Annotated in this window: 22 protein-coding genes; 3 read left to right on the top strand and 19 right to left on the bottom strand. The window is 71.5% G+C overall.

Features of this window, described 5'->3' with window-relative positions; genetic code table 11:
• Positions 1-65 precede the first annotated feature (65 nt).
• From ACIRVK_RS05075 to ACIRVK_RS05005, 15 genes are all read right to left on the bottom strand, one after another.
• Entirely contained in the window at positions 66-806 is a 741-nt protein-coding gene (locus ACIRVK_RS05075; RefSeq protein WP_404244010.1) for a sirohydrochlorin chelatase, read from the bottom strand.
• A gap of 6 nt (positions 807-812) precedes the next feature.
• Entirely contained in the window at positions 813-1,691 is an 879-nt protein-coding gene (locus ACIRVK_RS05070) for an ABC transporter permease (protein WP_404244009.1), read from the bottom strand.
• Positions 1,678-2,463, bottom strand: coding sequence for an ABC transporter ATP-binding protein (locus ACIRVK_RS05065; protein ID WP_404244008.1), 786 nt, complete (start codon positions 2,461-2,463; stop codon positions 1,678-1,680). Before ACIRVK_RS05065 ends, ACIRVK_RS05070 begins: the two co-directional genes overlap by 14 nt.
• Before the next feature lie 35 nt (positions 2,464-2,498).
• Positions 2,499-3,614 (bottom strand): aliphatic sulfonate ABC transporter substrate-binding protein, encoded by a 1,116-nt coding sequence (locus ACIRVK_RS05060; RefSeq protein WP_404244007.1) that lies wholly within the window; start codon positions 3,612-3,614, stop codon positions 2,499-2,501.
• A 234-nt stretch (positions 3,615-3,848) separates the two neighbouring features.
• Positions 3,849-5,186: a sulfate adenylyltransferase subunit 1 gene (locus ACIRVK_RS05055; RefSeq protein WP_404244006.1), complete on the bottom strand. Its 1,338-nt coding sequence runs from the start codon at positions 5,184-5,186 to the stop codon at positions 3,849-3,851.
• Positions 5,187-5,188: 2 nt separating this feature from the next.
• A complete protein-coding gene (gene cysD, locus ACIRVK_RS05050) occupies positions 5,189-6,127 on the bottom strand; it encodes a sulfate adenylyltransferase subunit CysD (protein ID WP_404244005.1) in 939 nt (312 codons plus the stop codon).
• Positions 6,124-6,684, bottom strand: a complete 561-nt coding sequence (gene cysC, locus ACIRVK_RS05045) for an adenylyl-sulfate kinase (RefSeq protein WP_404244004.1) — start codon at positions 6,682-6,684, stop codon at positions 6,124-6,126. The genes cysD and cysC overlap by 4 nt, the downstream gene beginning before the upstream one ends.
• Positions 6,681-7,391 carry a phosphoadenylyl-sulfate reductase gene (locus ACIRVK_RS05040; RefSeq protein ID WP_404244003.1) on the bottom strand — a complete coding sequence of 237 codons (711 nt, stop codon included), beginning with the start codon at positions 7,389-7,391 and terminating at the stop codon, positions 6,681-6,683. Before ACIRVK_RS05040 ends, cysC begins: the two co-directional genes overlap by 4 nt.
• A complete protein-coding gene (locus tag ACIRVK_RS05035; protein WP_404244002.1) occupies positions 7,388-7,567 on the bottom strand; it encodes a hypothetical protein in 180 nt (59 codons plus the stop codon). The genes ACIRVK_RS05040 and ACIRVK_RS05035 overlap by 4 nt, the downstream gene beginning before the upstream one ends.
• Positions 7,564-9,261, bottom strand: a complete 1,698-nt coding sequence (locus ACIRVK_RS05030; protein ID WP_404244001.1) for a nitrite/sulfite reductase — start codon at positions 9,259-9,261, stop codon at positions 7,564-7,566. The genes ACIRVK_RS05035 and ACIRVK_RS05030 overlap by 4 nt, the downstream gene beginning before the upstream one ends.
• Positions 9,262-9,389: 128 nt before the next feature.
• Complete coding sequence (locus tag ACIRVK_RS05025) at positions 9,390-9,473, bottom strand: putative leader peptide (protein ID WP_361451897.1); 84 nt, start codon at positions 9,471-9,473, stop codon at positions 9,390-9,392.
• Positions 9,474-9,600: 127 nt separating this feature from the next.
• A complete protein-coding gene (locus ACIRVK_RS05020) occupies positions 9,601-10,173 on the bottom strand; it encodes a GNAT family N-acetyltransferase (protein WP_404244000.1) in 573 nt (190 codons plus the stop codon).
• 17 nt (positions 10,174-10,190) lie between these two features.
• Positions 10,191-11,462: a hypothetical protein gene (locus tag ACIRVK_RS05015; RefSeq protein ID WP_404243999.1), complete on the bottom strand. Its 1,272-nt coding sequence runs from the start codon at positions 11,460-11,462 to the stop codon at positions 10,191-10,193.
• A gap of 147 nt (positions 11,463-11,609) precedes the next feature.
• Positions 11,610-12,926, bottom strand: coding sequence for a GAF domain-containing protein (locus ACIRVK_RS05010; protein ID WP_404243998.1), 1,317 nt, complete (start codon positions 12,924-12,926; stop codon positions 11,610-11,612).
• Positions 12,927-13,293: 367 nt separating this feature from the next.
• A complete protein-coding gene (locus ACIRVK_RS05005; protein ID WP_404243997.1) occupies positions 13,294-14,928 on the bottom strand; it encodes an acyl-CoA dehydrogenase family protein in 1,635 nt (544 codons plus the stop codon).
• 161 nt (positions 14,929-15,089) lie between these two features.
• On the opposite strand from ACIRVK_RS05005, the gene ACIRVK_RS05000 reads away from it, so the two are divergent.
• Together ACIRVK_RS05000 and ACIRVK_RS04995 are read left to right on the top strand one after the other, a co-directional pair.
• Positions 15,090-16,226, top strand: coding sequence for a YihY/virulence factor BrkB family protein (locus ACIRVK_RS05000; RefSeq protein WP_404243996.1), 1,137 nt, complete (start codon positions 15,090-15,092; stop codon positions 16,224-16,226).
• A 29-nt stretch (positions 16,227-16,255) separates the two neighbouring features.
• Entirely contained in the window at positions 16,256-16,936 is a 681-nt protein-coding gene (locus ACIRVK_RS04995) for a DUF6597 domain-containing transcriptional factor (RefSeq protein ID WP_404243995.1), read from the top strand.
• Here ACIRVK_RS04995 and ACIRVK_RS04990 read toward each other — a convergent pair.
• From ACIRVK_RS04990 to ACIRVK_RS04980, 3 genes are all read right to left on the bottom strand, one after another.
• Positions 16,925-17,320, bottom strand: a complete 396-nt coding sequence (locus ACIRVK_RS04990) for a VOC family protein (protein WP_404243994.1) — start codon at positions 17,318-17,320, stop codon at positions 16,925-16,927. The genes ACIRVK_RS04995 and ACIRVK_RS04990 overlap by 12 nt on opposite strands.
• Before the next feature lie 72 nt (positions 17,321-17,392).
• The gene (locus ACIRVK_RS04985) at positions 17,393-18,025 is read right to left on the bottom strand and encodes a VOC family protein (protein ID WP_404243993.1); all 633 of its coding nucleotides are present in this window, start codon (positions 18,023-18,025) and stop codon (positions 17,393-17,395) included.
• 112 nt (positions 18,026-18,137) lie between these two features.
• Complete coding sequence (locus tag ACIRVK_RS04980) at positions 18,138-19,193, bottom strand: LacI family DNA-binding transcriptional regulator (protein ID WP_404243992.1); 1,056 nt, start codon at positions 19,191-19,193, stop codon at positions 18,138-18,140.
• A gap of 300 nt (positions 19,194-19,493) precedes the next feature.
• Between ACIRVK_RS04980 and ACIRVK_RS04975 the strand changes: the two genes are divergently transcribed.
• On the top strand, positions 19,494-21,077 hold the full coding sequence (locus ACIRVK_RS04975) for a carboxylesterase/lipase family protein (RefSeq protein WP_404243991.1): 1,584 nt from the start codon (positions 19,494-19,496) through the stop codon (positions 21,075-21,077).
• A gap of 57 nt (positions 21,078-21,134) precedes the next feature.
• Here the strand turns inward: ACIRVK_RS04975 and mmuM are convergent, their stop codons facing one another.
• The gene (gene mmuM, locus ACIRVK_RS04970; RefSeq protein ID WP_404243990.1) at positions 21,135-22,058 is read right to left on the bottom strand and encodes a homocysteine S-methyltransferase; all 924 of its coding nucleotides are present in this window, start codon (positions 22,056-22,058) and stop codon (positions 21,135-21,137) included.
• Between the last annotated feature and the right edge of the window lie 42 nt (positions 22,059-22,100).

Here is a 22,100-nt window from a genome sequence, read left to right as displayed (position 1 = left end):
GCGAGCCTCGCCCCGGCACTCCCTGTGCCGCCGTGCCCCGCGCACGACGGCACGGGGAGGACCCGCTAAGCGCCGACGGCCGCCAGCCGGGGTGCCCGTGCCGCGTCGTACCGCTTCAGCAGCAGCCGGGCGACCTCCGGCGCCGGGCCGAGGACATCGGCCAGGACGTCGGCGTCCGCCGCGCCCCGGGCGATACGGTCCGGGAGGAAGCCGGGGGCGAGGACGTACGGCGCGACCGCGACCTTCGAACAGCCCAGCGCCCGCAGCTCCCGTACCGCGTCCTCGGTCCGGGGCAGGGACGCGGAGGCGAACGCGGGCCGCACGGCGCACCAACCGGTGTGCCGCCACTCCCGCGCGATGCCGGCGATCACTGCGATCGCCTCCGGGTCGGTGGACCCCGCCGAGGCCAGCACGACCCCGGTCGAGGACTTGTCGGCAGGCCTCAACCCGGCCTCGGACAACCGCCGTTCCAGAGCGGCGAGCAGCAGCGGTGAGGGGCCCAGCACCTCCGCCTGGCGGATACGCAGCCGCGCCGGCGCGTCCCGCAGGACCGCCGGGATGTCCGCCTTCGCGTGGAAGGCGCGGGTCAGCAGCAGCGGGAGCGCCACCACGTCACGGACGCCCTCGGCCGCCAGGGACTCCAACGCCCCGTGCACCGACGGGACGTTGAAGTCCAGGAAACCGGTCTCCACCCGTACGCCGGGGCGCAGCGAGCGCACCCGGCGGACGAGGGCGTGCACCGTCGCGGCGTGCCGCGGATCGCGGCTGCCGTGGGCGATGACGAGGAGAACCGGCTTGTCGTACACGGGCGTTCAGCTCTTCACCAGCAGGCCGCGGCTGCGCAGCACCCACCGCTCCAGCGGGCTGAAGATCAGCAGGTCGATGGCGATGCCCACGAACAGGATCAGGATGATCGCCTCGAACACCATGGCCATGTCGCTGTCGGTGCGCGCGTTCTCCAGCAACTGGCCGAGCCCCACACCGAGGTCCGGGAAGCTGGCGATGATCTCCGCCGCCATCAGCGAGCGCCAGGAAAAGGCCCAGCCCTGCTTCAGGCCCGCCACATAACCGGGCAGCGCGGCCGGCAGGACGACGTGCCAGATGCCCTTGACGCCCGTGGCGCCCATCGTGCGGCCGGCCCGCAGGAACAGCGGGGGCACCTGGTCGACGCCGGACACCAGGCCGTTGGCGATCGAGGGGACCGCGCCGAGCAGGATCACCGCGTACATCATCGAGTTGTTCAGACCCAGCCAGATCACGGCCGGCGGCACCCACGCCACCGACGGCAGCGACTGCAGGCCGGACAGGATCGGGCCGATCGCCGCGCGCACGAACCTCACCCGTGCCACCAGCAGCCCCAGCGGGGTGCCGATGAGCAGCGCGAAGAAGAAGCCCAGCAGACCGCGCGAGACGCTGGTCCAGATGTAGCCGAGCAGATCGCCCTTCAGCCAGGCGTCCTTGAAGGCAGCGCCCACCTCACCGGGCGAGGGAAGCTTCGTCGGGTCGTCGACGATCGGGTACAGGACGTACCAGGCGACGAGCACCACGCCGAGCGCGACGACCGGCGGAATGATCTTGTTGACGAGGGTCTGGCGAAGCGTCGGCCGGCCGACGGACGCGGTGTCCAGCGCGTCCAGACCCGCCTCGACGCTCCCGGCGTCCTGGACCGCGGAAGTCTCAGTGCTGGCCATGACGGCGGATCTCCCCACGCAGTACATCGGTGATCTCAAGGGACAGTTCGGCCACCGGGGCGTCCTCGATCCGGCGCGGCTGCGGGATGCCGACCGCCCACTCGCGGGCGATGCGGCCAGGACGGGACGACAGCAGGATGACCCGCTGGGCGAGCCGTACCGCCTCGCGCACGTTGTGCGTGACGAACAGCACGGACAGGCCCGTCTCCTCCCAGATCCGGGTCAGTTCGTCGTGCAGCACGTCCCGGGTGATGGCGTCGAGCGCGGAGAACGGCTCGTCCATCAGCAGCAGGTTGCTCTCCTGTGCGAGCGCCCGCGCCAGTGCCGCGCGCTGGCGCATACCGCCGGACAGTTCGTGCACGCGCTTGCCGTGCGCGCCCTTCAGCCGGACCAGTTCGAGCAGGTGCTCGGCCCTGTCGCGGCGGTCGCTCTTCGGAACGCCCCTGAGCTTGAGGGCGAGTTCGATGTTCTTGCCCGCGGTCAGCCACGGGAACAGGGCGTGCTCCTGGAACATCAGGGCGGGGCGCCCGTCTGTCGTGATGGAGCCCGCGGTGGGCGCGTCAAGGCCCGCCACCAGGTTCAGCAGCGTGGACTTTCCGCAGCCCGAGGCTCCCAGGAGGGTGACGAACTCGCCCGGCGCGACATCGATGCTGATGTCGTCCAGGACGAGCTGCTGCCCACCGGGTGTCGCGAAGGACTTCGAGACGTGCTCGAGGCGCGCCGCGTATTCGACGGACTCGTCGGCCTTGGCGAGCGTCGTGGTCGTGGCCATGGTCGTCACCTCCTGGGAACAGATCGGGACGTGCGTCAGCTGGTGCCGAGACCGGCGGCGTCGACGGCGGGCTGACCCTCGGCCTTGAGGACCTTGTTGAGGATCGTCAGGTCGTAGATGCCCTTGAGGTCGGGCTTCGCCAGCAGACCGGCCTTGACCGCGTGCTCCGCCTCGGTGTTGAGGGTCGCCGCCAGCGGGTCGTCGGTGAACTGGATCGACTTCCACGCCGGGTCCAGGACCTTCGGCTTGAGCGCCTTGCCGGAGTCGGCCTCCAACTGCTTGTTGGCCGCCGCCTTCGCCTGGTCCGGGTTGGCGTTGATCCACTTGTTGGCCTCGACGGAGGCCTTCAGCACGGCCTCGACGGCCTTCGGGTGCTGGGCGAGGAACTGCTGGCGCACGATGATGTTCGTGATCACGAACTTCTTGCCGGGCCACAGCGAGGCCTCGTCGAGGATCGCCTTGCCACCCTCGGCGACCAGCTTGGACGCGGTCGGCTCCGGCACCCACGCGCCGTCGATGGAACCGGCCTTGAAGGCGTCCGGCGTGATCTTGTTGTCCGTACGGACGACGGTGACGTCACCCTTGCCGCTCTGTGCGTCGACCTTCCAGCCCTGGTCCGCGATCCAGTTGAGGAACGCCACGTCCTGCGTGTTGCCCAGCTGGGGCGTCGCGATCTTCTTGCCCTTGACGTCCTTCAGGGACGTGATCTTCTTCGGGTTCACGACCAGCTTGACACCGCCGGAGGCCGAACCGCCGATGATCCTCAGGCTCTTGCCGTTGGACTTGGTGTAGCCGTTGATCGCCGGCGAGGGGCCGATCCAGCCGATGTCGATGGAGCCCGAGTTGAGCGCCTCGATCTCGGAGGGGCCGGCGTTGAAGGTCGCGTAGTCGGCCTTGGTGGCGCCCAGTTCCTTCTGGAACAGGCCCTGCTGACGGGCGACCAGCGCGGTGCCGTGCGTCAGGTTGCCGAAGTAGCCGATCTTCACGGAGTCGAGACCGTCGATCTTCGAGGACCCGGCGGCGACCTTCTGCTTGGAGGAGTCGCTCTTGCTGGAGTCGGACCCGTAACCGCAGGCGGCGAGCGTGAGCAGGGGGAGGGCTGCTAGCGCGGCCACGCCGCGGCGAAGAAGGGTGGAGCGGTGGACAGGCACGGGAGGCTTTCCTCTCGTTGGCCCGGCGGTCACGGTCTCTCAGGTCGTGGCCGGGAGTTCGGCAAAGGGTCTTCGTCGCTTCCGGGACGTCGGGTGGGGGGACGGGGCGCGCAGGCAGTGCGCGTACGTCAGCGCACACATCGCGCCACTCCGCCCTGCCCGCTGCCGAGGGCGCCGCTGCCGACGCGGCCGCCCTCCTTCGCGAACGTGGAGTAGAAATCGGAAGAGTTCATCTCAGAAGTCCCACCCGTCGTCCTCGGCCGCGTCCTTGACGGGCTCGGGGGCCGCGAACGACTCGCCGACCATGCCGGCGGTGAGCGTGGTCCCGTCGTTCGGGTCGATCAGGATGAACGAACCGGTGCGCCGGGAGTCGGCGTAGGAGTCGACGGGCAGCGGCTCCGCGGTGCGGATCTTCACACGGCCGATGTCGTTGGCGACGAGCTGTCCCGGGTGCGGGTGCAGGGACAGGTCGTCGAGCGTGAGACGCGAGGGGATGTCCTTGACGATCGCCTTGACCGTGCGGGTGCCGTGCTTGAGCAGCACACGGTGGCCGACGGTCAGCGCCGCGTCGGCGACATGGCAGACGGTCGCCTCGATGTCCTGCGTGGTCGCCGGGGCGTCCTTGCTGGGCACGATCAGGTCGCCGCGCGAGATGTCGATGTCGTCCTCCAGCAGGATCGTCACCGACTGGGTGGTCCAGGCGACGTCGACCGGCTCGCCGAGCAGGTCGATGCCCGAGATGCGGGAGGCACGGCCCGAGGGCAGCACGGTGACGGCCTCGCCGACGCGGAACGAACCGGCGGCGATCTGGCCGGCGTACCCCCGGTAGTCCGGATGCTCGGCGGTCTGCGGGCGGATCACGTACTGCACCGGCAGCCGGGCGTGGCAGTGGCTCAGGTCGTGGCTGACGGGAACGGTTTCGAGGTGCTCCAGGACGGTCGGGCCGCCGTACCAGTCCATGGTGGCGGACGGCTCCACCACGTTGTCGCCGGCCAGCGCGGAGATCGGGATCGCGGTGACCTCCGGGACGCCAAGCTCCAGCGCGTACGCCGTGAACTCCTCGGCGATCGCGGCGAAGACGGGCTCCTGGTAGTCGACCAGGTCCATCTTGTTGACGGCGAGGACCACGTGCGGGACCCGCAGCAGCGCGGCGATGGCGGCGTGCCGGCGGGTCTGCTCGACGACGCCGTTGCGGGCGTCCACCAGGATCACCGTCAGCTCGGCGGTCGACGCGCCGGTGACCATGTTGCGGGTGTACTGCACATGGCCGGGGGTGTCGGCCAGGATGAACCGGCGCCGTGGCGTGGCGAAGTAGCGGTAGGCCACGTCGATGGTGATGCCCTGCTCCCGCTCGGCCCGCAGACCGTCGGTGAGCAGCGCCAGGTCGGGCGCGTCCTGCCCGCGGGAGGCGGAGACACGCTCGACCGCCTCCAACTGGTCGGTGAGGACCGACTTGGAGTCGTGCAGCAGCCGTCCGACGAGGGTGGACTTGCCGTCGTCGACCGAGCCGGCGGTCGCGAAGCGCAGGAGCGTGGTCTCGGTGAGGCCGAGTTCCGTGGTGGTGCTGCTCATGTCTAGAAGTACCCCTCGCGCTTGCGGTCTTCCATCGCGGCCTCGGACAGCTTGTCGTCGGCGCGGGTGGCGCCGCGCTCGGTCAGCCGGGACGCGGCGATCTCGGTGATGACCTGCTGCAGCGTCACCGCGTCGGAGTCGACGGCGCCCGTGCAGGACATGTCACCGACGGTCCGGTAGCGGACCAGCCGCTTCTCCACGGTCTCGCCGTCCTTGGGGCCGCCCCACTCGCCTGCGGTCAGCCACATGCCGCCGCGCTGGAACACCTCACGCTCGTGCGCGAAGTAGATCTGCGGCAGCTCGATGTCCTCGCGGGCGATGTACTGCCACACGTCCAGCTCGGTCCAGTTGGACAGCGGGAAGACCCGGACATGCTCACCGGGCGCGTGCCGGCCGTTGTAGAGGTTCCACAGCTCGGGCCGCTGCCGGCGCGGGTCCCACTGCGAGAACTCGTCGCGGAGGCTGAACACCCGCTCCTTGGCGCGGGCCTTCTCCTCGTCGCGCCGCCCGCCGCCGAAGACCGCGTCGAACTTCTCCGCCTGGATCTTCTCGGTCAGCGGCACGGTCTGCAGCGGGTTACGGGTCCCGTCCGGGCGCTCCTTGAGCACACCGCGGTCGATGTAGTCCTGTACGGAGGCCACATGGAGGCGCAGCCCATGGGCGGCCACCACACGGTCCCGGTACTCGATGACCTCCGGGAAGTTGTGTCCGGTGTCCACATGCAGCAGCGAGAACGGGACCGCCGCCGGCGCGAACGCCTTGAGCGCCAGGTGCAGCATGACGATGGAGTCCTTGCCGCCGGAGAAGAGGATCACCGGCCGCTCGAACTCGCCCGCCACCTCACGGAAGATGTGCACCGCCTCGGACTCCAGCGCGTCCAGGTGGGACAGCGCGTACGGGGCGTCCGTGTCCTCCTCGACGGATGCGACGGTCGTCGTCATGCCAGTCCCCTCTCGGTGAGCAGCGCGTGGACCGCCGCCGCTGACTCCTGCACGGTCTGGTGCTGCGACTCGATGCGCAGATCGGGCGACTCCGGCTCCTCGTACGGGTCGTCCACGCCGGTCAGCCCGGACAGCTCGCCGGCCGCCTGCTGGGCGTACAGCCCCTTCACGTCCCGCACCGAGCACACCTCGACCGGGGTCGCCACGTGCACCTCGAGGTACGGCGACCCGTTCTCCTGGTGCCGCTTGCGCACCGCGTCGCGGCTGTCGGCGTAGGGCGCGATGACCGGGACCAGCGCCTTGACGCCGTTGCGGGCGAGCAGTTCGGCGACGAAGCCGATGCGCTGCACGTTGGTGTGCCGGTCCTCGCGGCTGAAGCCGAGGCCCGCCGAGATGAACTCGCGGATCTCGTCGCCGTCGAGCACCTCGACGCGGTGGCCCTCGGCGCGCAGCCGGCCGGCCAGCTCGTACGCGATGGTGGTCTTGCCGGCACTCGGCAGACCCGTGAGCCAGACGGTGGCTCCGGTCGTCACGTGCTTCTCCTGAATCGTCGTCATCCGTGCAGCCCGCACTCGGTCTTCGCGCGGCCCGCCCAGCGGCCGGCCCGCGCGTCCTCGCCCTCCGCCACCCGGCGGGTGCAGGGGGCGCAGCCGACGGAGGCGTAGCCGTCGGTCAGCAAGGGGTTGGTGAGGACGCCGTGTTCGGCGACGTACGCGTCCACGTCGTCCTGGCTCCAGCGGGCGATCGGCGAGATCTTGACCTTCTGCCGCTTCTCGTCCCAGCCGACCACAGGGGTGTTCGCCCGGGTCGGGGACTCGTCGCGGCGCAGACCGGTCGCCCAGGCCACGTAGTTCTTCAGGCCCTGCTCCAGCGGCTGGACCTTGCGCAGCCTGCAGCACAGGTCGGGATCGCGGTCGTGCAGCTTCGGGCCGTACTCGGCGTCCTGCTCGGCGACCGTCTGACGCGGGGTGAGCGTGATGACGTTGACGTCCATCACGGCGTCGACCGCGTCACGGGTGCCGATGGTCTCCTCGAAGTGGTAACCGGTGTCGAGGAACACGACGTCGACGCCGGGCATCGCGCGGGAGGCGAGGTGGGCGACCACCGCGTCCTCCATCGACGAAGTCACGCAGAAACGCTTGCCGAAGGTCTCCGCCGCCCACTGGAGGATCTCCAGCGCGGAGGCGTCCTCCAGGTCACGGCCTGCCTGCTCGGCGAGCGCCTTGAGCTCGTCGGTCGTACGGTCTTCGGTCACCGCGCTCATATCGTCTCTCCCCCTGCTTCGGAGTGCTGAAAGCCCCGGGCGAGCAGCCCGAGGAACTTCAGCTGAAAGGCCCGGTTGCACGCAGCGCATTCCCACGCGCCGTGGCCCCGCTCTGACGGACGCAGGTCCTCGTCGCCGCAGTAGGGGCAGTAGAAGGGGGCGGCCCGCTCGCTCACGACAGGGCCTCCTCGGATGCGCGGGCGGCCCAGGAGGCGAACCGCTCGCCGTCCTCACGCTCGGCCTGGAACCGCTTCAGCACGCGTTCCACGTAGTCGGGCAGCTCCTCGGACGTGACCTTCAGGCCACGTACCTTGCGGCCGAACCCGGCGTCCAGGCCGAGCGCCCCGCCCAGGTGCACCTGAAAGCCCTCGACCTGCTCGCCCTGGTCGTTGACGACCAACTGGCCCTTGAGACCGATGTCCGCCACCTGGATACGGGCGCAGGCGTTCGGGCAGCCGTTGACGTTGATGGTGATCGGCTCGTCGAAGTCCGGGATGCGGCGCTCGAGTTCGTCGATCAGGGAGGCGCCGCGCTGCTTGGTCTCGACGATGGCGATCTTGCAGTACTCGATGCCGGTGCAGGCCATGGTGCCGCGCCGGAACGGCGACGGCTTCGCCGTCAGGTCCAGCGCCTCCAGCGCCGCCACCAGCGGCTCGACCTGCGCCTCCTCGACATCGAGGACGATCATCTTCTGCTCGACGGTGGTACGGACCCGGCCCGAGCCGTGCGCCTCCGCCAGCTCGGCGATCTTCGTGAGCGTGGCGCCGTCGACCCGGCCGACGCGCGGCGCGAAACCGACGTAGTAACGGCCGTCCTTCTGCCGGTGGACGCCGACGTGGTCGCGCCAGCGCTGCAGCGGCTCGGCGGGCCCGGGGCCGTCGACGAGCTGTCGCTTGAGGTACTCGTCCTCGAGGATCTGGCGGAACTTCTCCGCGCCCCAGTCGGCGACCAGGAACTTCAGGCGGGCCTTGGTCCGCAGGCGCCGGTAGCCGTAGTCGCGGAAGATCCCCACCACACCGGCCCAGACCTCGGGGACCTCCTCCAGCGGCACCCAGGCGCCGAGCCGGACGCCGATCTTCGGGTTGGTGGACAGGCCGCCGCCGACCCACAGGTCGAAGCCGGGGCCGTGCTCGGGGTGCTCGACACCCACGAAGGCGACGTCGTTGATCTCGTGGACCACGTCCAGCAGCGGGGAGCCGGAGATCGCCGTCTTGAACTTGCGCGGCAGGTTGGAGAACTCCTTGCTGCCGATGTAACGGTTGTGGATCTCGTCGATCGCCCAGGTGCCGTCGATGATCTCGTCCTCGGCGATCCCGGCGACCGGCGAGCCGATGACGACGCGCGGGCAGTCGCCGCACGCCTCGGTGGTGGACAGCCCGACCGCCTCCAGGCGGTTCCAGATCTCCGGCACGTCCTCGATGCGGATCCAGTGCAGCTGGATGTTCTGCCGGTCGGTGATGTCCGCGCTGCCGCGTGCGAACTCCTCGGAGATCTCGCCGATCACGCGCAGCTGCCGGGTGGTGAGGCGGCCGCCGTCGATCCGCACCCGCAGCATGAAGTACTTGTCGTCCAGCTCCTCCGGCTCCAGGATCGCGGTCTTGCCGCCGTCGATCCCGGGCCTGCGCTGGGTGTAGAGGCCCCACCAGCGCATCCGGCCGCGCAGGTCGTTGGGGTCGATGGAGTCGAAGCCGCGCTTGGAGTAGATCGTCTCAATGCGTGTCCGCACATTGAGACCGTCGTCGTCCTTCTTGAACTGCTCGTTGCCGTTGAGGGGCGTGTAGTGCCCCATCGCCCACTGACCCTCACCGCGGTGACGGCTCACCTTGCGGCGGACAGGCGCGGCGGCGGGCTTCTGTGGGCTGGCGGCCATGGTGGTTACGTCCTTCGGGACAGGCGGGATTCGGCTCTGACCTGCGCGTACGGGCGCATGGGCATACGTGCGCGGCATTGCGCGGGAGGAGAGGGAACGTCAGGAGATGTCGGGCTTCGCGGGAGCTGTCAGCTCGCCCGACAGATGGCGCTGGACATGCGGCCGAGGTCGACGTGCCGCCGACTCACCAAGGCAATCCCAGTTCCAGACATGACGGAAGCGTGTCACGGCAATCTGGACCCAGTCCAGCTTCGTCCATGATGCGGACACCCTGGTCTCGCATCGCAAGACGCGAGTGTTGTCGATCACATGCGGTGCACGGGGTCTTGTCTTCGCAGGTCAGGCGGGGTACGCCCCAGGCCAGGGCCCGGGTGCCGCCACCTCCGGCTCCGCCTCCACCTTGGTGTCGAAGAGCGTGAAGCCCCGGCGCAGATAGTTGTCCATCGCGTGCTCCCCGTCCAGGCTGCATGTATGCAGCCACACCCGCTTGGTCGTGGCCAGCCCCGGCCGGCGGTCCGCGAGGTCCCACGCGCGGGCGGCGCCGTACGCCAGCAGGTGTCCGCCGATGCGCCGGCCCCGGAAGGCGGGGATCAGCCCGAAGTAGGCGATCTCCACGACCCCGTCGTCCTGCGGGTCCAGTTCCACGTAACCGGCGGGCGTGCCCCGCTCGTACGCGACCCACGTCTCCACGCCCGGCCGCTCCAGGTGCTCGAGCCACCGCGCGTGACTCCAGTCCAGCCGGTCGATCCAGTGGATGTCGCCGCCGACCGAGGCGTACAGGAAACGGCTGAACTCGGGGGAGGGGACCTCGGCGCGGACGATCCGCACGTCCCCCTCCGGCGCTGCGGCCGGAAGGAGGTCGGTCGGGGCGGTCTGCTCCAGGGACCAGGTGGTCACGGGCATGCTCGTCATGCCCGCCAGAAAATCATCTACTCCACAGATCTGTCGATCGAGCTCAGCGGCAGCGCGTACAGCATCCGGCCCGACTGGGACCAGACCTCGCCGGTCTCCTCCCAGTAGGAAAGAGGGCCGGCCTGTCCGCTCCAGCAGTGGTGGGACGCGTCCGAACCGCACTCGGCGGCCTTCGCCGTGCGCCGGTCCTGGCGCCACAGAACCCCGCGCCCGTCTCGGCTGTCGGACGCACGGTCCAGATACCAGCCGGAGCCGTACGACAGGACCCCGCTGACCCCGGCCGTCTTCGTCTCGTACGCCTCGCTCGCGACCGCGCCTCCGGCGGAGTCGGTGGCCAGCAGCCCCGGCCGCGCCGGGTCGGTGCTGAAGGGGTAGCGCCACAGCCGGGTGTGCCGTTCGCTGTTCGCGGGCACCGACTCGCTCGCGACCAGGCTGTCGGGCGCGGTGCTGCGGTCCAGGGAGACCACCGCCGGCCGCGGGGCGCCGGCCGCGAGCTGGTACGACCCGACGGCCGGCAGCACATAGCGGGCGCCGTACGCCGACCAGCCGCCGCGCACCCGGCCCACCTGCGCGCTGTCGACGTTGGCCCGCTCGATGCGCTCCACGTCGTAGACGTACAGGCCGTCGGCGGTGGTGACCAGCAGCTTGTCCTGGTACCAGACCAGGCCCGAGACGGCCGAGGCCAGGCCGGTGTAGTTACGGCCGCCGTCGGTGGGGACGGCCAGCAGCGCCCACGTGTAGGTGAGGTTGTCCGGGTCGTCCGCGTTGACGAACGCGACCCGGGCGAGGCCGGGCCGGTCCGCCCTGCCGGTGTCGTGGCTCCAGCCGGAGAGGATGACCCGGTGTGGGCCCCAGTGGCCGTCGTCGTCCGCGTCCCCTGAGGTGGTGACCGCGCCCGCCCGCCAGCCACGGGTGTCGGCGGCGTCCCAGCAGTACGCGCGCGTGGCCACCGGCTCCACCGGCAGCGCGGCGCGCTCGGCGGTCGTGCAGTCGGCCGGCGTGCGCAGGGAACGGTCGGTGTCGTCGAGGACCGCGCCCACCCCGACGGGCCTGCCCATCGCGGAGGAGAGCCGGTCGAGGGTGTCCTGCGGGACCAGGCGCTCCTGGAGCCGGAACCCGGAGGCCCCCGCCGCGTCGAACGCCTTGAGGCCGCCGGGATCCTTGCTGACCGTGGCCTGTGAGGCGCTGATCATGGTGGCGGCCGCGGTCAGCGCGAGAGCGGTCCCGGCGAGCAAGGCGCGCAGCGCACGGCCCCGCTTCTGCCGGCGATGTCGGCCACGACTCTTCATACGTCCTCCCGAGGCGAGCCAACTGCGCCCAATGGTCCTGGTGTTGACCAAAGACGCAGGTGGGGTGGCCCGTAGAGGGATGCTACGGCAGTCAAGCGCGACTCGGTGCGAAGACCCTGCAAATATGCGGAAGATGGTGCGCCACGGTCACTCGCCGAGACCGGAAGGACACATTCCAGGCATTCCGTCCCGGGTACGGCCCTCGACCACCGCGGGCGCCGCCGAGTGCGGCAGCAGATCGTGCCGATCGGCCGGCAGGACCACCTCGACCCGCGCGTCCTCGCCGAAGCGGTACGGCCGGTGCTCCAGCACGCCGCCCAAGTACCGCCGGATCCGGGACATCTCGGCCCGCACGGTCACCGTGCGCGCCGGGTCGCCGAACACCTCCTCGGCCAGCCCCGAGGCACTGTGCCCACCCCGCCGCAGAGCCAGCAGGTACAGCAACTCGGCGTGCCGGGGGCTCAGTCCACGGCTCCACGAGCCCGCGGATCCCGACACCGTCACCGACCACCGGCCGGGCCGCGAGAGATCCAGCACGACCCGGGTCGCCACGCGCGGCACCGGCTCCTCCGAGGCCCGCACCAGCCAGCCGCCGGCCAGCGGCTCCACCGAGCACGGACCGAGCGGCGGCAGCCACCGGCGGCCCGCGGACAGGGACTTGGGCAGCGAGATCCGGTTGGTGTACGGCATTCCGGTGACCGCGGCCGTCCAGCCGTCCCGGTCCACCACCAGGGCCCTGCCGCCCAACCGGGCCAGGACCGGAGCGGCCGTGGCGCGCAGCCGCTCCAACGAGCCCAGATGCAGCTCGCGCAGCCGGGACTCCGCCAGCTTGGCCACCGAGTCGACCCAGGCGAGCGTGGCCGGATGCATCGTCTCCAGCGGCCCGCTGACGTCCACCACACCGAGCAGGCGGCCGTCCCGCGGGTCCGTGATGGGAGCGCCGGAGCACGTCCAGGTGGTCTGCGAGCGCGCGAAGTGCTCGGAGGCGAAGACCTGCACGGGCCGGCGCACCACCGCCGGGGTGCCGATGCCGTTCGTCCCGACCACGTCCTCCCGCCAGTCGGCACCGAGTTCGAAGCCCAGCCCGTCGGCCCGCCGCAGCACCGGCGAACTGCCCTCCCGCCACAGCACCCGGCCGTCCGCATCGGCCACCACCATGATGTGGTGGGCGACGTCCGCCACCGACAACAGCCCCTCGCGCAGCACCGGCAGAACGTGCCGCAGCTCCGTCGTCTCCCGCCGCCTGCGCACCTCCTCCGGCGACAGCAGCCCGGAGCGCCGGTCCCGGTCCGGATCGATGCCGCTGCGCAGCATGCGCCCCCAGGACTGCTCGATCACCGGGCGCGGGGCGACGGGCGCGCGCTGCCCGGAGAGCGTGGCGGAACGGACCTCGCTGAGTACCCGCGCCGCACGCGCCGTGTCGACCACGGCGAGTTGCGTCACGTCGGTCGGCGAGAGTGCCACTGGTCCTCCCCGGGTCGTTTTGACTGTCCGTCCAATAGTGCCGTTCCCGGTTGACGGACGGGCACAGTACGGCCACAGACAGCAGCAAGTTGCAACCCCTTGCAACCCTGGTGAACGGCCCGCGCTTGTTTGAATATTGAGCGACGCCGTCCCGAGCGGCGTTCACGGCTCGAACGGGCCAGTGCGGCGGGGGTGGTGCCGTGTCGGCGCAGCACCACCCCCTGCCATCCGGCGGTTGGGCCGTGTTCGCGATCCGGGGTGCCACTTGATGTGCGTGGGAGGGTGCGGCTTCGGGGGTGGCTGGTCGCGCCCCGCGGCGGAGCCGCATGTTGAAACAGTCCCGCGCCCCCGGGTTGGTTCGGCTCGGTCAGTTCAGCGGGCGGGCCCGGTTCACCACCGACTTCAGGTCCAGGGTGTGGGGAAGGGTACCGAAGGCTGTGCCGCCGTCGGTTGCCAGGCGGGAGGCGCAGAAGGCGTCGGATACTTCTGGTGGGGCGTGGCGGACCAGGAGGGAGCCCTGGAGGACCAGGGCGAGTCGTTCCGTGAGGCGGCGGGCGCGGGCCTCGATGCCGTCCAGGTCGGCCAGCTCGGTCAGCAGGTTCTTGATCGCGGCGTCCAGGCGGTGGTCGGCGCCGCGCGCCTTTCCCACCTCCTGCAGATACGCGTTCAAGGCCTGCGGTTCCCGTTGCAGAGCGCGCAGCACGTCCAGTGCCTGGATGTTTCCGGCGCCCTCCCACACCGAGTTCAGCGGCGACTCGCGGACCAGCCGGGGCAGTCCTGACTCCTCGACGTAACCGTTTCCGCCGAGGCACTCCGCGGCCTCCACCACGACCGGCGTGCAGCGCTTGGTCACCCAGTACTTGGCGGCCGGTACGGCGATCCGCAGCAGCGCCCGCTCCTGCTCGCCGCCGTCGTCACAGGCGGCCGCTAGCCTGAGCGCCAGAGTCGTCGCCGCCTCCGACTCCAGGGCCAGGTCGGCCAGGACGTTGCGCATCAGCGGCTGGTCGACGAGCCTCGCGCCGAACGCCTCCCGGTAGGTGCAGTGGTGCACGGCCTGCGCGACCGCCTGCCGCATCAGCCCCGCCGAGCCCAGCACGCAGTCCAGCCGGGTCGCGGCCACCATGTCGATGATGGTCCGCACCCCCCGCCCCTCCTCGCCGACCCGGCGCGCCCAGGTCCCGTCGAACTCGACCTCGGCGGAGGCGTTCGAGCGGTTGCCGAGCTTGTCCTTGAGCCGCTGGATCAGGAAGACGTTGCGGGAACCGTCGTCCAGCACCCGCGGCACCAGGAAGCAGGTCAGCCCGTCCGGGGCCTGCCCCAGCACCAGGAAACCGTCCGACATGGGCGCCGAACAGAACCACTTGTGACCGGTCAGCTCGTACTCCCCGGCCCCGTCCAGCGGCCGGGCGAGGGTCGTGCCGGCCCGTACGTCGCTGCCGCCCTGCTTCTCCGTCATGCCCATGCCGAACAGGGACCCGGCCTTCAGACGGGCGGGCCTGAGCTCACGGTCGTAGATCATGGACATCAGCCGGGGTTCCCACTCCGCGGCCAGCGCGGGGTCGGCCCGCAGGGCCGGGACGGCGGCGTGGGTCATCGACAGCGGACAGAGGTTGCCGGCGTCCACCTGGGTCCAGACCACGAACGCGGCGGCTCTGCGGACATGGCCGCCCGGCCTGCCCCAGGCCGCGGTCAGCCCGGCGGAGACACCCTTGCCGAGCAGCCGGTGCCAGGCCGGGTGGAAGTCGACCTCGTCGACGCGGTGGCCGTAGCGGTCGTGCGTGCGCAGCCGGGGCGGGTTCTCGTTGGCCTGCGCGCCCCACTCCTGCAACTGCGCCGACCCGGACGCCCGCCCCAGCGCGGCCAGCTCACCGCCGACCTCGTCGAGCAGCTCGGGCGCGAGATGGCGCTCCACGGCCGCGGTCAGGGCTCGGTCCGCGCCGTAGACGTCGTAGCCGGTGAGCGGAGGGGGCTGGTTGGACACGGTGTGCGTGGTGCCTGCCATGCCGCGAAAGTACCCCGCGGCAGGGTGGGGGTCACGCCGTGGACACGGGATGAGCGTGATCTGTCCGTCCGCGGCCACCTGGATGTTTCCACGGTGTAGCGCGTTCGAAGCGGTGGCGCCGGGGGATGAGTGCACGGGCGTACGACGGATACCGTTAGGTCGTGCAGTCAGCAAGCGAATCCTCCGAGCGGCCCTCCGGGCGACTCCACCGGGCACGTGCCCTCTACCGGAACGTCTCCAAGCGCCGGACCGCCTGGCTGCTGCTCAAGGACACCGTGAACTCCTGCATGGAGTACCGCATCCTGGGCCTGGCGGCCGAGGCCGCGTTCTTCACGCTGCTGTCCGTACCACCGCTGCTGCTGAGCCTGATCGGCCTGCTCGGCTACGTGGACTCCTGGACCGGTACCGACACCATCAGCAGCCTCCAGAACAACATCCTGGACGCCTCCCGCACCGTGCTGTCCGACAAGGGCGTCACCGAGATCGCCCAGCCCATCCTGCACGACGTGGTCCGGGGCGGCCGCCCCGACGTCATCTCGGTCGGCTTCCTCTTCGCCCTGTGGTCGGGCTCGCGCGCGGTGAACGTCTTCATCGACACCATCACCGTGATGTACGGCCTCGACGGCGTGCGCGGCATCGTCAAGACGCGGGTGATGTCGTTCCTGCTGTTCATCGTGGGCCTGCTGATCGGCTCGGTCGCGCTGCCCCTGATGGTCGCGGGCCCCGACGCCGTCGTCCGGATCGTGCCCCAGTCGGAGACGCTGGTGCAGGTCCTGTACTGGCCCGTGGTGATCGTCCTGTCCATCGTCTTCCTGACGACGCTCTACCACGTCTCGGTGCCGGTGCGCTCCCCCTGGATCGAGGACGTACCCGGCTCCCTGGTCGCCCTCGCGATGTGGGTCCTCGGCAGTTTCCTGTTGCGCATCTACATCACCCACACCATCGAGGGCGCCACCATCTACGGTTCCCTCGCCGCCTCCGTCGCCGTGCTGCTGTGGATCGGCGTGGGCGCCTTCGCCGTGCTCGTCGGCGCCGCGGTCAACGCGGCGATCGACCGGGTGTGGCCCGCCGCCGCGACGGCCGCGGCCCGCGCCGCCAACGAGCGACTGCGCGAGGCCCAGCTGGCCGAGCACGTGGCCCGTACGGCGGCGGGCCTGGAGCCCGACCCCGAGGACCCCGACATGCCCTCCGAGTTCCCCGAGCGCTGGTCCCGCTTCCTGCCCCCGGAGGACGTCACCTCACGGCTGCGCACCCACGTGAAGAGCGCCCACCCGCCGCACAAGCCGGAGGGTTCCTGACCCATGCGGCGCGGTTAGGGCGGGCACAGGTGTACGGGGAGCGGGCGTCCCGGCTGGGTGGCGCTGTCGTGTGGACGAACAGCCCGTCCGGGCCGGGCGCGGGACGTGTGTTGCCCGACGGGTGCATGGATCTGCTGTGGCACGAGGGGCGGCTCCTGGTCGCCGGGCCCGACACCCGCGCCTACGTCACCGAGGGCTCAGGAGGCCGGTGGGTCGGGGTTCGCTTCTTCCCCGGCACCGCGCCCGCCCTGCTCGGCGTGCCCGCCCACGAGCTGTGTGACCGGCGCGTCGAACTCGCGGATCTGCGGCCCGCCTCGGAGGTCCGGCGGCTCGCCGCGCGCGTGCGGGCGGCCCGTGATCCGGCGGACGGGCTCGAGGAACTGGCGTTGCGGTGGGCGGCCGACACCGAACCGCCCGATCCGTCGCTACGCCACCTCGTGTCGGCCCTCGCCGCGGGACGGTCCGTCGCCGACACCGCCGACGCACTCGGGCTCGGTGCGCGGCAGTTGCATCGGCGGGCCCTCGTCGCGTTCGGGTACGGGCCCAAGACGCTGGCGCGGGTGCTGCGGCTGCAGCGGGCGTTGGGGCTGGCCCGGCGAGGGGTGCCGTTCGCGGAGACGGCCGCCCTCGCCGGGTTCGCCGACCAGGCCCATCTGGCGCGTGACGTACGGGACCTGGCGGGGCTCCCGCTCAGTGAACTACTGGGGTAGCTGGGCGAACAGGTCGACGGCGTTGCCGTCCGGGTCGTGGACGACCGCGTACCGCTGGCCCCAGAAGGCGTCCCACGGCTTGAGCTCGCCGTGGTGGCCGGCGGCGACGAGGTCCTCGTACACGGCGTCGACCTCGGCGGGGGAGGCGCACCGGAAGGCGAGCGCCGTCCGGCCGCCGCCGCTCGGCGGCCGCCATCCGGGGTGGAAGGAGCGGACGGTCTCCTCGGTGTCCAGGGCGAGGGCCGGCCCGCCGGGCAGCTGGGCCTCGACGTGGGCCTGTTCCTCGGCGCCGTCGGGGAAGACGAGGCCGAGGCGGCGGTAGAAGGCGAGCGAGGCCGCCATGTCGGAGGCGACCAGGCCGATCACGGCGAATTGTGGAGTCATGCGCTCACGGTAGGCGGGGGCTCCGTCGAGGGTCTTGAAGGAATCGGACATCGGCGTCGGTGAGGTCCCCGCTCAGCTGAACGTGACCGGGCCGCGCGGAGTGTCCACAGTGAAGGTGATGGCCATTGCCCCCTGCCGCAGCGGTAGTCGGGTGTCCAGGGCGGAGAGGAGCGGGCGGATCTCGTCCGGCTCCGGGGCGCTGGCGGACAGGTCCAGCAGGGGAGTCAGGGGCAGGCCCGTGGCGGTCGGGTGGACGGACGTCCCCCAGTCGATGAGGAACGGCACCAGACCGGAGGGGTGCTGGGTGTCGCCGTCGGTCAGCCGCCACTGGAGCAGGGTGCCGTCGGGCCGGCGACGGCTCATCGGGCGTGGTTCACCGGGGTCGTAGCCCCGGGCCCGGGCGGCCGCCACCGCGGCGTCCAGGTCGGGCGGGCTGATGGCCCAGGTCACCGTGCGAGGGGAGGCCAGCTCGTCGACCGCGAACGGGCGGGGGCCGTCCGGCGTCGCCTGTTCCGGGTCCGGCCCGATGATCTCCAGGTAGCTCGAACCACCCAGCGACACAAGGTGGTTGCGGGTACCACGCCCGACATGCGCCCCGCCGGGAGCAGGCCGCACGCCGGTGCGCTCGGTGAACTCGGCCACGGTCGCCGCCAGATCGGGGGTCGCGAGGACGAGGTGGTCCAGATGTGCGGGGACGGCGTTCATCGCAGCCGACACTACGCAGCGCCGGGCTCCCGATGGAACACCTGCGCGGCAGGGGGGCACGATCCGTGCCTTCACATGCCACTGATCCCGCGCCGCCCGGGACCGACCGCCCCTACGCCCCCGCTCGACCCCTCACCCGCGCCGTGCTCGCCCGTTCCACCAGCCGTGTCGACAGTTCGGTCCGGGTGCCCTCCGGGCGGTCGCCCTCCATCATGCGGACCAGCAGATGCAGCGCCGTCGCCGCCATCTCCGCGAGGGGCTGGCGGACGGTGGTCAGGGCGGGAGTCGCCCAGCGGGACTCGGGGAGGTCGTCGAAGCCGACGACGCTGATGTCGCCGGGCACCCGCAACCCGCGCCCGGCGAGGGCCTCGTAGACGCCCAGCGCCATGCGGTCCGAGCAGACGAACACCGCCGTCGGCGGCTCGCGCAGATCGAGGAGGTCCAGCATGCGCCGGTGGGCCACCGTCTCGTCGAAGCCGGCGTGGCGGACGTACTCGGGGCGGTGGCGCACGCCGGCCGACGCGAGCGCCGAACGGTAGCCGGCCACCCTCGCACTGCTGCACATCTTGCGCTGCTGGCCGGCGATCACTGCTATCCGCTCGTGGCCGAGGGAGAGCAGGTGTTCGGTCGCCGTCACGCCGCCCTGCCAGTTCGCCGCACCCACCGACACCACTCCCGGTGGCGGCTGGAGGACCGGGTCGATCAGCACGTACGGGATGCGGTGCTGGTCCAGCCAGGCGTACTGGGACGGCGTCAACTCGGCCAGGTTGAACAGCACTCCGGACGAGCCGCGCGCGATGAGCTTGTCCAGCCAGCCCCGCTGCGGGCAGGTGCCCCGCGTCCTGTTCAGCCCCGCGGATACCACCACCTCGAGCCCGGCGTCGTGCGCCGCCGCCTCCACCCCGTTCAGCACCGCCCCCGACCAGGAGCTGTCCAGCGAGTGCACCACCAGGTCGACCAGCCCCGGCACCTTCGCCACGTCGAAACGGGGTCTGCGCACGTAGCCGAGCCGGTCCAGCGCCTCGGTCACCCGTCGGCGTGTTTCCGGCGCCACGTCCTCGCGGCCGTTGACCACCTTGGACGCGGTCGGCACGGAAACCCCTGCCTCCCGTGCCACCACGGCCAGGGTCGGACCGGCGGCGACGCTCGCACTCCCCGTACGGACCATCGGGAACCACCTCTCCTGGCCCGCTCGAGGGCCATGAAAAGTTTCGACCAACACGAAAGCAGTAAGCGCTTCCTACCCTAGGTTCACGGGATGACGCCGGGAAGAGGCGGAACTTCGCCAGGCCGGCACGGCCCCGAGCTTTCGAAACCTCGAACGCGGCGGCGGCCGGCGCCGTTACGAGCGGGTGAGCGGAAACCGCCCCGAGTGGCGGCCGTATCGCGCTCTGCACCGGAATAGCGAGCCGATCTGTGGTGCTCTGTTGTTACCGGTGCAATAGCGCGGTGAGAGGCTGGTGGGCTCATGACGACAGCAGTCCAGGCGGACCCCGTGGTGAGCACGCCGTACGGAGCGGTCCGGGGCCGGTACGAACACGGGATCGCGGTCTTCCGCGGCATCCCCTACGCCGCGCCACCCTTCGGCCCCCGTCGGTTCCGGCCGCCCGTCCCGCCGGAGCCCTGGGACGGGGTGCGCGACGCGGGTTCCTTCGGGCCCACGCCGCCGAAACCGCCGTACTCCGAGGCCTTCGAGAAGTACCTGTCCGACCCGGTCGTCCCCGGCGACGACTGCCTCAACCTGAACGTCTGGACCCCCGAGCCCGGCCCCGGCGCCCGGCTGCCGGTCCTGGTGTGGTTGCACGGTGGCGCCCTGACCAGGGGCTCCTCCGCCGTGCCGGTGTACGACGGGCGCGCCTTCGCCCGCGACGGCGTCGTCCTGGTCTCGATGAACTACCGGCTGGGGGTCGAGGGCTACGGCCTGTTCCCGGACACTCCCGCCAACCCAGGTCTGCGCGACCAGCTCGCCGCGCTGCGATGGGTGCGCGAGTCGGTCGCTGCCTTCGGCGGCGACCCCGACCGGATCACCCTGGCCGGCCAGTCGGCGGGGGCGATCAGCATCGGCGCCCTGCTCGCCGCCCCGCAGGCGCAGGGCCTGGTCAGGCGCGCGGTCCTGCAGAGCGGTCCGCCGGAGGCCTTCGACCGGGACAAGGTACGGCGGATGGTGCGCCGTATGGCCAACCGGCTGAGGATCCCCGCCGTCGCCGCGGCCTTCGCCGAGGTCGACCGGGAGCTGTTGCTGCGCACCCAGGCCGAGGTCGGCCGGCTCAGCAGCCCGGTGCTCGGCGGCCCCTCCTTCGGCATCGTCGTCGACGGCGACCTCGTCCCGCGCGACCCCCTGGAGGCCCTCGCCGACGGCGCCATGGCGCGGGATGTCGAGCTGATGACGGGCTGGACCAGCGAGGAGTACCGCCTCTGGCTGGTTCCCGGCGGCCTTCTGGACCGCGTCGACCGGCTCGGCGCCGTCGCCCTCGCCGGGGCCATGGCGCGCTGCCACTGCGGCGCCGAGGTGCCCCGCGGGTATCGCGCGCTCCACCCCGAGGCCGGCACCGCCGAGATCGTCGGCCAGATCGTCACCGACCACCTGCTGCGCATCCCGATGCACCGCCTGGCCGACGCCCGACCCGGCGCGTCGTACGTCTACGAGTTCGCCTGGCCCTCCAACCTCCCCGGCCTCGGCTCCTGCCACGCCCTGGAACTCGGCTTCGTCTTCGACAGCGGTGACGTGCCCGAATCACGCAAGCTGGCCGGCGAGGGCGCGCCGCAGGAACTCGCCGACGCCATGCACGGCGCCTGGGTGCGCTTCGCGACCGACGGCGACCCCGGCTGGCAGCGCTGGGACGCGACGCATCCGGTGCGGATCTTCGACGCCGGCGAACCGCGCACGGTACTCGGCCCCCGTGACGCCGAGCTCGCCCTGTGGACGGCCGCGGAAACCGCCTCCCGCGACCGTGCGCCCACCGAGGAGGCGGACGCGGTGCCCGCACGCACGGCGGACGTGCGCGCGACGATACGACGCCTGCGCCGCTCGACCGGGGTGCGCAGGCACTGAGACCGGTCACGCCGCCTCTTTGGTGCCGACTACGCGGCCGCCGGCGTCACCGACTCCTCAGCCGACGCCGCTGAGCACCCCGGCGATCCCGGCGATGGCTTCCGGCCCCACCCGGCAGCACCCCCCGATCAGCGCGGCCCCCGAAGACCGCCACGCCGAAACCTCCTCCGGTGTGAAGGACGACCGCCCCTTCCACGCCCGGGCCTCGGCATCCCATGCCTCCCCGCTGTTCGGATAGACGACGACCGGTTTTCCGGTGACCCGCCGGGCCACCTCGACCGCACCGTCCACATCGCCCGGCGTACAGCAGTTCACACCCACGGCGATGATCTCCTCCACGTCCGCGGCCTGCGCGAACGCCTCCTCCAGCGGCTGCCCGGCCCGGGTACGGTCACCCTCCACCGTGTACGACAGCCAGGCCGGCACGCCCAGCCCCCGCACCGCCCGCAGCAGCGCCCGCGCCTCATCCGCGTCCGGAACCGTTTCCAGCGCCAGCACATCGGGACGGGCCCCGGCGAGCACCTCCAGCCGCGGCCGATGGAACGCCTCCAGCTCGGCCACGCTCAGCCCGTACCGCCCGCGGTACTCGGAACCGTCCGCCAGCATCGCTCCGTACGGTCCGACGGAGGCGGCGACCCACAGCCGGCGCGTCACGCCCTTCGCCTGTGCCTGCCGAGCCGCCTCACGGGCCAGCTCCACGCTCGCCGTGAGGAGTTCGGCTGCCCGTTCCCGCCCGATGCCCCGCCCTGCGAAGCCCTCGAACGTGGCCTGGTAACTGGAGGTGATCGCCACGTCCGCGCCCGCCTCGAAGTAGGCCAGATGCGCTGCGGTGATCGCTTCGGGCCGCTCGGCGAGCAGCCGTGCCGACCACAGCTCGTCGCTCAGGTCGTGGCCGGCCGACTCGAGCTGGTTGGACATGCCGCCGTCGAGGACGACGGGGCCGGCGGCGAGGGCCGCCGCGAGGGTGGTGTCGCTGGTCATGCCCTCGACGGTAGTCGAGACCGGTCGGGAACCCGTTGGTGT

Origin of the sequence: Streptomyces sp. NPDC101152, assembly GCF_044768275.1 — a bacterium.
In the GTDB taxonomy this organism is placed as follows: domain Bacteria; phylum Actinomycetota; class Actinomycetes; order Streptomycetales; family Streptomycetaceae; genus Streptomyces.
This window is presented reverse-complemented; position numbering and strand designations above follow the sequence as displayed.

Bases quoted from the DNA above. Each gene is read 5' to 3' on its own strand.
- ACIRVK_RS04975 (WP_404243991.1), top strand. From the start codon at position 19,494: ATGACGACAGCAGTCCAGGCGGACCCCGTGGTGAGCACGCCGTACGGA.
- cysD (WP_404244005.1), bottom strand. From the start codon at position 6,127: ATGACGACGACCGTCGCATCCGTCGAGGAGGACACGGACGCCCCGTAC.
- ACIRVK_RS05040 (WP_404244003.1), bottom strand. From the start codon at position 7,391: ATGAGCGCGGTGACCGAAGACCGTACGACCGACGAGCTCAAGGCGCTC.
- ACIRVK_RS04990 (WP_404243994.1), bottom strand. From the start codon at position 17,320: ATGACTCCACAATTCGCCGTGATCGGCCTGGTCGCCTCCGACATGGCG.
- ACIRVK_RS05015 (WP_404243999.1), bottom strand. From the start codon at position 11,462: ATGAAGAGTCGTGGCCGACATCGCCGGCAGAAGCGGGGCCGTGCGCTG.
- ACIRVK_RS05020 (WP_404244000.1), bottom strand. From the start codon at position 10,173: ATGACGAGCATGCCCGTGACCACCTGGTCCCTGGAGCAGACCGCCCCG.
- ACIRVK_RS05065 (WP_404244008.1), bottom strand. From the start codon at position 2,463: ATGGCCACGACCACGACGCTCGCCAAGGCCGACGAGTCCGTCGAATAC.
- ACIRVK_RS05070 (WP_404244009.1), bottom strand. From the start codon at position 1,691: ATGGCCAGCACTGAGACTTCCGCGGTCCAGGACGCCGGGAGCGTCGAG.
- ACIRVK_RS05005 (WP_404243997.1), bottom strand. From the start codon at position 14,928: ATGGCAGGCACCACGCACACCGTGTCCAACCAGCCCCCTCCGCTCACC.
- ACIRVK_RS05030 (WP_404244001.1), bottom strand. From the start codon at position 9,261: ATGGCCGCCAGCCCACAGAAGCCCGCCGCCGCGCCTGTCCGCCGCAAG.
- ACIRVK_RS05025 (WP_361451897.1), bottom strand. From the start codon at position 9,473: ATGTCTGGAACTGGGATTGCCTTGGTGAGTCGGCGGCACGTCGACCTC.
- mmuM (WP_404243990.1), bottom strand. From the start codon at position 22,058: ATGACCAGCGACACCACCCTCGCGGCGGCCCTCGCCGCCGGCCCCGTC.
- ACIRVK_RS04985 (WP_404243993.1), bottom strand. From the start codon at position 18,025: ATGAACGCCGTCCCCGCACATCTGGACCACCTCGTCCTCGCGACCCCC.
- ACIRVK_RS05055 (WP_404244006.1), bottom strand. From the start codon at position 5,186: ATGAGCAGCACCACCACGGAACTCGGCCTCACCGAGACCACGCTCCTG.
- cysC (WP_404244004.1), bottom strand. From the start codon at position 6,684: ATGACGACGATTCAGGAGAAGCACGTGACGACCGGAGCCACCGTCTGG.
- ACIRVK_RS04980 (WP_404243992.1), bottom strand. From the start codon at position 19,193: ATGGTCCGTACGGGGAGTGCGAGCGTCGCCGCCGGTCCGACCCTGGCC.